Raw genomic sequence first — 7,222 nt, 5'->3', positions numbered from 1 at the left:
AATCCGGCTGTATTATTTCTTATTTTGTTTATGGTCCTGGCTCTTTGTTCGTACGTCTTGCAGCTGGCTGACGTATCAGCTGTCAATCCGAAGACGAACGACCTGATTCACGTCAAAAGCCTGATCAGTGCCGAAGGGCTCGACTGGATTCTGACCAATTTAATTAAAAACTATATTAATTTCCCGCCCCTGGGCATGATCATTGTCCTTACCTTTGGGCTGGGCGTGGCTTCGGAAACGGGATTTCTGCAGACCTTGATTCATCATTCCATGCACAACATTCCGGCCCGCTATGTGACGCTGGCTGTCGTCTTCATCAGCCTGATGAGTCATATTGCTTCTGATGCGGCTATCGTCATTATGCCGCCGCTGGCAGCCATGCTGTTTTACTCCCTGGGCCGGCACCCGCTGGTCGGCTTTGCCTGCTCCCTGGCTGCTATTTATTCCGGTTTTACAGCCAATATCCTCATCGTCACGACAGACGTTCTCCTGTCCGGCATTACGACGCAGGCCGTGCGCATTGTCGATCCGAACCTGACTGTCTCGCCCATAGACAACTGGTATTTCATGTCCTTTGCTGTCCTGTATCTGACGGCAGTAACGACGTTTATTACGGAAAAATTCGTCGAACCCCGTTTGGGCGTCTATGACCCGGCTCATGCCCACGGCGATCTGACCTTGCCGGATGTGTCCGATGCGGAAAAGAAAGCTCTCCGCCACAGCTTGTATGCGGCGCTCGGTTATATTGCCGTCGTCTTTTTGCTGGCCTTTCCGGACAATGGGCTCCTGCGCAATCCGCAGACCCATTCCCTCCTGGGGTCGCCCCTTCTGCGGGGTGTCATTCCCCTGCTGTGCGGCTTTCTCCTGACCATTGGCATTACGTACGGCATTTCCCTGAAAAAGATTAAAAATGCCGACGATATGATTCAGTGCATGACCAATGCCGTCAAAGGGCTGGCCGGTTTCATGGTCATGGCCTTTTTCATTGCCCAGTTTATTGCCGCCTTTGCCTGGACCAATCTGGCGTCAGTCATTGCCATGAACGGCGCCATGTTCCTCCAGAGCATCGGCATGACGGGCCTGCCGGCGCTGCTGTGCTTCATGCTGTTCGGCCAGTTTATGGGCATTTTCATGTCCAGCGGGTCTGCCGTATGGGCCCTGTTGTCGACGGTTTTCGTCCCCATGTTCATGTTGTTGGGATATCATCCGGCCTTTATTCAGGCTGCGTTCCGGGCTGGTGACGGCGCCCTCAATACGGTGGCTCTGGTCAATCCGTTCCTGCCGCTGTTCCTGGAAATTATTCGCCGCTATAAGAAAGACAGCGGCATTGGCACCTATTTGTCCCTCATGATGCCTTATGCCATGGGCTTTCTTATTATGTGGTATGCTCTGTTTATCTTCTGGTACTGCATGGGCTGGCCGACTGGACCGGGGATTCCGCAGCATCTGCCTGTACAGGGCGTAATATAATGGCTCATGTCATGCAAAAGCTGCATGGCTGGCCTGTAGTTTGCATTGACAAGGGAATGTAAACTTGCTACAATGTAAGCCATGATAATGGCGATGAGCGGAAGAAGCTGCTCCGTTTCGTGGCAGAGAGACGCCGGTATGGTGCGAAGGCGTTCATGAGCAGGCAGCACGTCACCCGTGAGCTGGCAGGAGGAAAGGCCTGCCCGGTCTGGCACCCGTTACGTGCGTGATGAAGTGGCTGCAGTGTGCTGCAGCAAATTAGGTGGTACCGCGGAAGTAACAGCGTTCTTTCGTCCTAAGGGAAGACCCTTGGGATGGGAGAACGCTTTTTTTGTATCTATGGAGGGACAGCGACATGAAATGGAATAAAGAAAGTTTGGGCACGTACGCGCCTAACGAAATGGAAATGTCATGGTATGATTTCTGGGAAAAGAACGGCTATTTTCATCAGGATCCGGACGCATCGAAAGAACCGTTCAGCATCGTTATGCCGCCGCCGAACGTAACGGGGCAGCTGCACATGGGCCACGCCCTGGACAATACGCTGCAGGATATTCTCGTCCGCTTCAAGCGCATGGAAGGGTATAACGTCGCCTGGATTCCCGGGACCGACCATGCCGGCATTGCCACGCAGGTCAAGGTAGAACAGCAGCTGGCCAAAGAAGAAGGGAAGACGCGGTATGATATTGGCCGGGAAAAATTCCTGGAACATGTATGGGCCTGGAAAAACCAGTACGGCAATCGCATTGAACAGCAGGTGCGCCGTCTGGGCTCGTCCTGCGACTGGAGCCGCAAGCGCTTTACCATGGATGATGTCTGCGCCCGGGCTGTACGGGAAGTCTTCGTTTCCCTGTACGAAAAAGGCCTCATTTACCAGGGCCAGCGCATTACGAACTGGTGCCCTCACTGCCATACGGCACTGAGCGACATTGAAGTCGACCATTCCGACGTACAGGGCCATTTATGGTATATTAAATACCCCGTCGTCGGCGAAGATGATTACATCATGATTGCCACGACCCGTCCGGAAACAGTCATGGGCGATACGGCCGTTGCCGTCAACCCCAATGACGACCGGATGAAGAAGTATATTGGCAAGAAAGTCGTCGTTCCCCTGATTAACCGGGAAGTCGAAGTCATTGCCGATGACTACGTCGATATCGGCTTTGGTACAGGCGCCGTCAAGATTACGCCGGCTCACGACCCGAACGACTTTGAAATGGGCCAGCGCCATCATCTGGAATCGATTATGATCATGAACCTGGACGGCACCATGAACGAAAAGGCCGGCGCAAAATATGACGGCATGACCCGCGAAGACTGCCGCAAAGCCGTCGTGGAAGATCTGAAAGCCCTGGGCCTCCTCGATCACATCGAAGAACTGACCCATGCTGTCGGTCACTGCTCGCGCTGCAAGACGACGATCGAACCGTTCCTGACGAAGCAGTGGTTCGTCAAGATGGCACCGCTCACGAAAGCCGCCCTGGAAGGCGTATCCAGCGGCAAGACGAAATTCGTGCCGGACCGCTTTGCCAAGATATACAATCACTGGCTGGAAGACGTCCACGACTGGTGTATTTCCCGGCAGCTCTGGTGGGGCCATCAGATCCCGGTCTGGTACTGCGATGACTGCGGCAAAACGTCGGTCAGCCGGACCGATCTGACGGCGTGCCCGCACTGCGGCAGCACCCATATCCATCAGGACCCGGACGTCCTCGATACGTGGTTCAGCTCGGCTCTCTGGCCGTTTTCGACCATGGGCTGGCCGGAACAGACAGCCGATCTGAAGCAGTTCTTCCCGACGAGCGTCCTCGTTACGGGCTATGATATTATTTTCTTCTGGGTTGCCCGCATGATGTTTATGACCTGCGAATTCATGAAGGATATTCCGTTCCGGCACGTCTTCATTCACGGCCTTGTCCGCGACAGCCAGGGCCGCAAGATGAGCAAGTCTCTGGGCAACGGCATCGACCCCCTGGGCGTGTGCGAAGAATACGGCGCCGATGCTCTTCGCTTTACGCTGGTTACAGGCAATACACCGGGCAACGACATGCGGTTCTACATGGAACGGGTCGAAGCAAACCGCAATTTCGCCAACAAGATCTGGAATGCCACAAAATTCGTCATCATGAATCTGACCGATTATGACGAATCCTTCGTGCCTGAAGACGCCGACCTGACGTTGGCAGACCGCTGGATTCTCTCGTCCTTCAACGACGCTGTCCGCAATGTAACGACCAACCTCGACGCCTTTGAACTGGGCGATGCTGCCGATACGGTATACAACTTCATCTGGAATTCATACTGCGACTGGTATATCGAACTGGCCAAGCAGCGCCTGTACAAGTCTGATGACGAACGGAGCCGCCGGACAGCGCAGTACGTCCTGGTCTATGTCCTGACCCATACGCTGGAACTGCTCCATCCGTTCATGCCCTTTGTGACGGAACATCTGTGGCAGCACCTGCCGCATGAAGGGGAAAGCATCATCGTCGCTCCCTGGCCGAAAGTGCAGGAAGCATGGGACTTCAAGGAAGATGCGGCAACGATGAATACCATGATGGAAGCCATTAAGGGTATCCGCAATCTCCGGGCTGAATCGAACGTGCCTATGGGCAAAAAGGCGCCGGTCATCATGATTCCGGCAACAGACGCCATGGCCCAGACCCTGAAAACCTATGAATATTATTTCCACGTTCTGGCTTTTGCCGATAAAGTCACCCTTCTGGCTCCGACCGATGCCAAACCGGAAAACGCCGTCGTCGCCGTCGTACCAGGCATTGAAGTATACCTGCAGCTGAAAGACCTGATTGACGTGGAAAAGGAAACGGCCCGCGTTCACAAAGAACAGGAAAAGATGACCAAAGAAATCGAACGGCTTCAGAAGAAGCTGTCCAACCAGGGATTCCTGGCCAAGGCGCCGGCTGATGTTGTCGAAAAAGAAAAGGCCAAACTTGCCGACTATTCGGAAAAGATGGCAGCCCTGACGAAACGTCTCGACGATCTGGCAAAACTGTAAGAAGGCGTCCTATGACATACGAAGAAAGTATTTACTATTTGGAACATGCCAGCGTGTTTGGCATTCAAATGGGCCTGGGGCGTATTGAGGCTCTGCTGGAACGGCTGGGGAATCCTCAGAACCAGTATCGGACGATTCACGTCACCGGCACGAACGGCAAGGGATCGACGACGGCCATGATTGCCAGCGCTCTTACCCATGCCGGCATCAAGACCGGCCGGTATACGTCGCCTCATCTGGAAGACTATACGGAACGGATTCACGTCGACGGCACCGATATCAGCCGGACCGACTTTGCGGCAGCTGTAGCCGTCGTAGCCGAAGCGGTGGAAGACATGGCAGCAGCCGGCGCAGAACGGCCGACAGAATTTGAAATGATTACGGCAGCGGCGTTCTGGCACTTTGCTCAGGTCCATGTGGAATATGCCGTCATCGAAGTAGGCCTGGGAGGCCTTCTCGATTCGACGAATGTCATCGTGCCTGATGTATCGGTTATTACCAACGTAGCCATGGATCACATGAAGTACTGCGGCAATACGATAGAAGAAATTGCTGCCGTCAAGGCCGGAATTATCAAGGAAGGCGTGCCTGTCGTTACGACGGCGGAACCGCCGGCTCTGCAGGTCATTGCCCGCAGGGCCTATGAAATGCACAGCTGTCTCTATGCCCTTCATTACGGATTTGACTACAGCGGCAATCTGGCTGATGCGGAACATCCCCAGGCCGGCCAGATTGTGACGGTGCGGGAAAAATACGGCTTTGACGTGACGGCGACGATTCCCCTTATGGGCAGGCACCAGCAGACGAACTGCGCCGCTGCAGTCATGACGCTGCTCCTCATTGCCCGTCACGAACCGCGTCTGACCCGGACGGCTCTGGAAGAAGGGCTGGCCAGGGTCTGCTGGCCCGGGCGGTTTCAGGTCGTAAAGGCCGGCGAAACAGACGTCGTCATTGACGGCGCCCATAATCCGGCCGGCATCAGCACGTTCTGCCAGACCTACGGAGACGTCTTTGGCAGTCGGAAGCGGGTATTTCTGTTTTCAGTCCTGGCCGACAAGGATTACACTCATATGGTGCAGGAACTGTTTCACCCCGATGATTACGTCGTCTGTGCTCCGGCGCCGACGCCGCGGACGGCCGATCCCAAGACCATGGCCGCTATGCTGCCGTGCCGCGCCGACTGGGAAGACAGCATGGATGCCGGACTGGACCGGGCTTTTGCAGCGGTCCATCCTGGCGACGTGCTGTGCATCGTCGGCTCCCTGTACATTCAGGGTGACGTGCGGCAGTACCTGCGTGAACATTTTTCCATATCTTTGCAGTAAATGCAGACGGGAACAGCGTAACCGATGGCTGTTCCCGTTTTTGCATGCCCGTGCTCTAGACCCTTTGCCGGTATGTATAGTATAATACAGGCAAAGGAGCGATGGTATGAACCGTGTAATACATCACTATCAACATAGCTCCCCGTCAGAACAGGCGCGCCTGCGCGTCGTTGCCGCTCTGGTGGGGACTGTTTTTTGTATGCCCCTGCAGCTCATTGTCATGGAAGTCTGTTTCCTCATTGCGCTGGGGCTGGCGGCTTATTATATCTGGAAGTACGGCGGGCCGCCTTTTTCCTGTACCGGTCTGACCGTGCCGGCTCTGGGATTTTTTGCTGCGTCCCTTCTGTCGCTGGCAGGGTCTCCGCACGCGCTGATGGGGGCGGCCTTTCATGCCTTTACGGTGCTGCAGTACTTGCTGCTGTATATGCTTATCAGCCATTTTCTGCAGGGCCGGGCAGAACGGCGCCTTGTTATCCACGTGCTGCTCATCAGTGCCTGCGTCGTCGCCCTGTACGGGCTGTATCAGTATGCCCACATGCTGACGCTGCACGAAGTGGAGTGGGTCGATTCCGAAGCCTTTCCGCTGCTGCAGCGGCGCATGTATTCGACTCTGTATAATCCCAATTTGCTGTCGGCGTTCCTGCTCATGGTCATGAGTATCGCCGCAGCTATGACCATCTGGTCCCGCCATCGGGGACACCGCTGGATGTATGGCATCGTATTTGCCGTGCTGACGCTGTGCCTGGTACTGACCTATTCCCGCGGCGCCTGGCTCAGTGCGGCAGGGCTGGTTTTCTTCTTCGGCCTGATCTGGGATAAGCGGCTCTGGTTTTCTTTCCTTTCCGTGCCGGCAGTGCTGCTGTTTTATCACGGCGGTGTGGCGCGCCGTCTTCTGTCTATTTTCAGCCGCAGCGAAGCTGATACGTCAGTTGCCATGCGCCTCGATATGTGGGAAGGGGCCATTGCCATGTTCGGCGATCATCCCGTTTTAGGCATCGGCTGGGGGGCCTTTAAGTACGTATATCCAATGTACAATGAATTTATTCAGCAGGCTGGCATTACGATTTATCATGCTCATAATATGTATTTAAATATCCTGGCTGAAACGGGGGTCATTGGCTTTTTCTTTGCCATGTGGTTCTTTTTCGGTACTTTCTGGTATGCCTGGCGCGTCGTAAGGCAGAAGCAGACAGAACGTTTTGACCGGGCTACAGCCGCTTTTGTCTGCGCAGCTATTGTGTCTCAGGCCATATGCGGCGTAAGCGATTATGACTTATTCAGCACCCAGATTTCCCTTGTTTTCTGGCTTTTTTGTGCGCTATTCTCCAATATGTATGCAGAACAGCAAAAAAATATGAAAAAAAGTTTGCGAAATAATTCACAATAAGCTATAATAATCGTATGGCAG

The 7,222-nt window shown here is 54.4% G+C and carries 4 protein-coding genes and 1 other annotated feature; all 4 genes read left to right on the top strand.

All coding sequences use genetic code 11. From position 1 onward, the window contains the following. The coding region (locus tag Q3886_RS06985) for an AbgT family transporter (protein ID WP_301860558.1) at positions 1 to 1,470 on the top strand (1,470 nt) is incomplete at its 5' end. Between the two features lie 84 nt (positions 1,471 to 1,554). After that, positions 1,555 to 1,771, top strand: a binding site (T-box leader). 54 nt (positions 1,772 to 1,825) lie between these two features. Further along, a complete protein-coding gene (locus Q3886_RS06980) occupies positions 1,826 to 4,489 on the top strand; it encodes a valine--tRNA ligase (RefSeq protein ID WP_301860556.1) in 2,664 nt (887 codons plus the stop codon). 11 nt (positions 4,490 to 4,500) lie between these two features. Next, positions 4,501 to 5,814: a folylpolyglutamate synthase/dihydrofolate synthase family protein gene (locus tag Q3886_RS06975; RefSeq protein WP_301860554.1), complete on the top strand. Its 1,314-nt coding sequence runs from the start codon at positions 4,501 to 4,503 to the stop codon at positions 5,812 to 5,814. Positions 5,815 to 5,920: 106 nt separating this feature from the next. Continuing rightward, the gene (locus Q3886_RS06970) at positions 5,921 to 7,201 is read left to right on the top strand and encodes an O-antigen ligase (RefSeq protein ID WP_301860552.1); all 1,281 of its coding nucleotides are present in this window, start codon (positions 5,921 to 5,923) and stop codon (positions 7,199 to 7,201) included. Positions 7,202 to 7,222 lie beyond the last annotated feature (21 nt).

It is taken from the genome of uncultured Megasphaera sp. (assembly GCF_958350005.1).
GTDB lineage: Bacteria > Bacillota > Negativicutes > Veillonellales > Megasphaeraceae > Megasphaera.
The sequence above is the reverse complement of the archived record's forward strand: the minus strand, read 5'-3'. Positions and strand labels throughout refer to the sequence as shown.

What these genes read in the sequence shown, in the direction of transcription:
- Q3886_RS06970 (WP_301860552.1), top strand. Translation starts at nt 5,921, where the DNA reads ATGAACCGTGTAATACATCACTATCAACATAGCTCCCCGTCAGAACAG.
- Q3886_RS06975 (WP_301860554.1), top strand. Translation starts at nt 4,501, where the DNA reads ATGACATACGAAGAAAGTATTTACTATTTGGAACATGCCAGCGTGTTT.
- Q3886_RS06980 (WP_301860556.1), top strand. Translation starts at nt 1,826, where the DNA reads ATGAAATGGAATAAAGAAAGTTTGGGCACGTACGCGCCTAACGAAATG.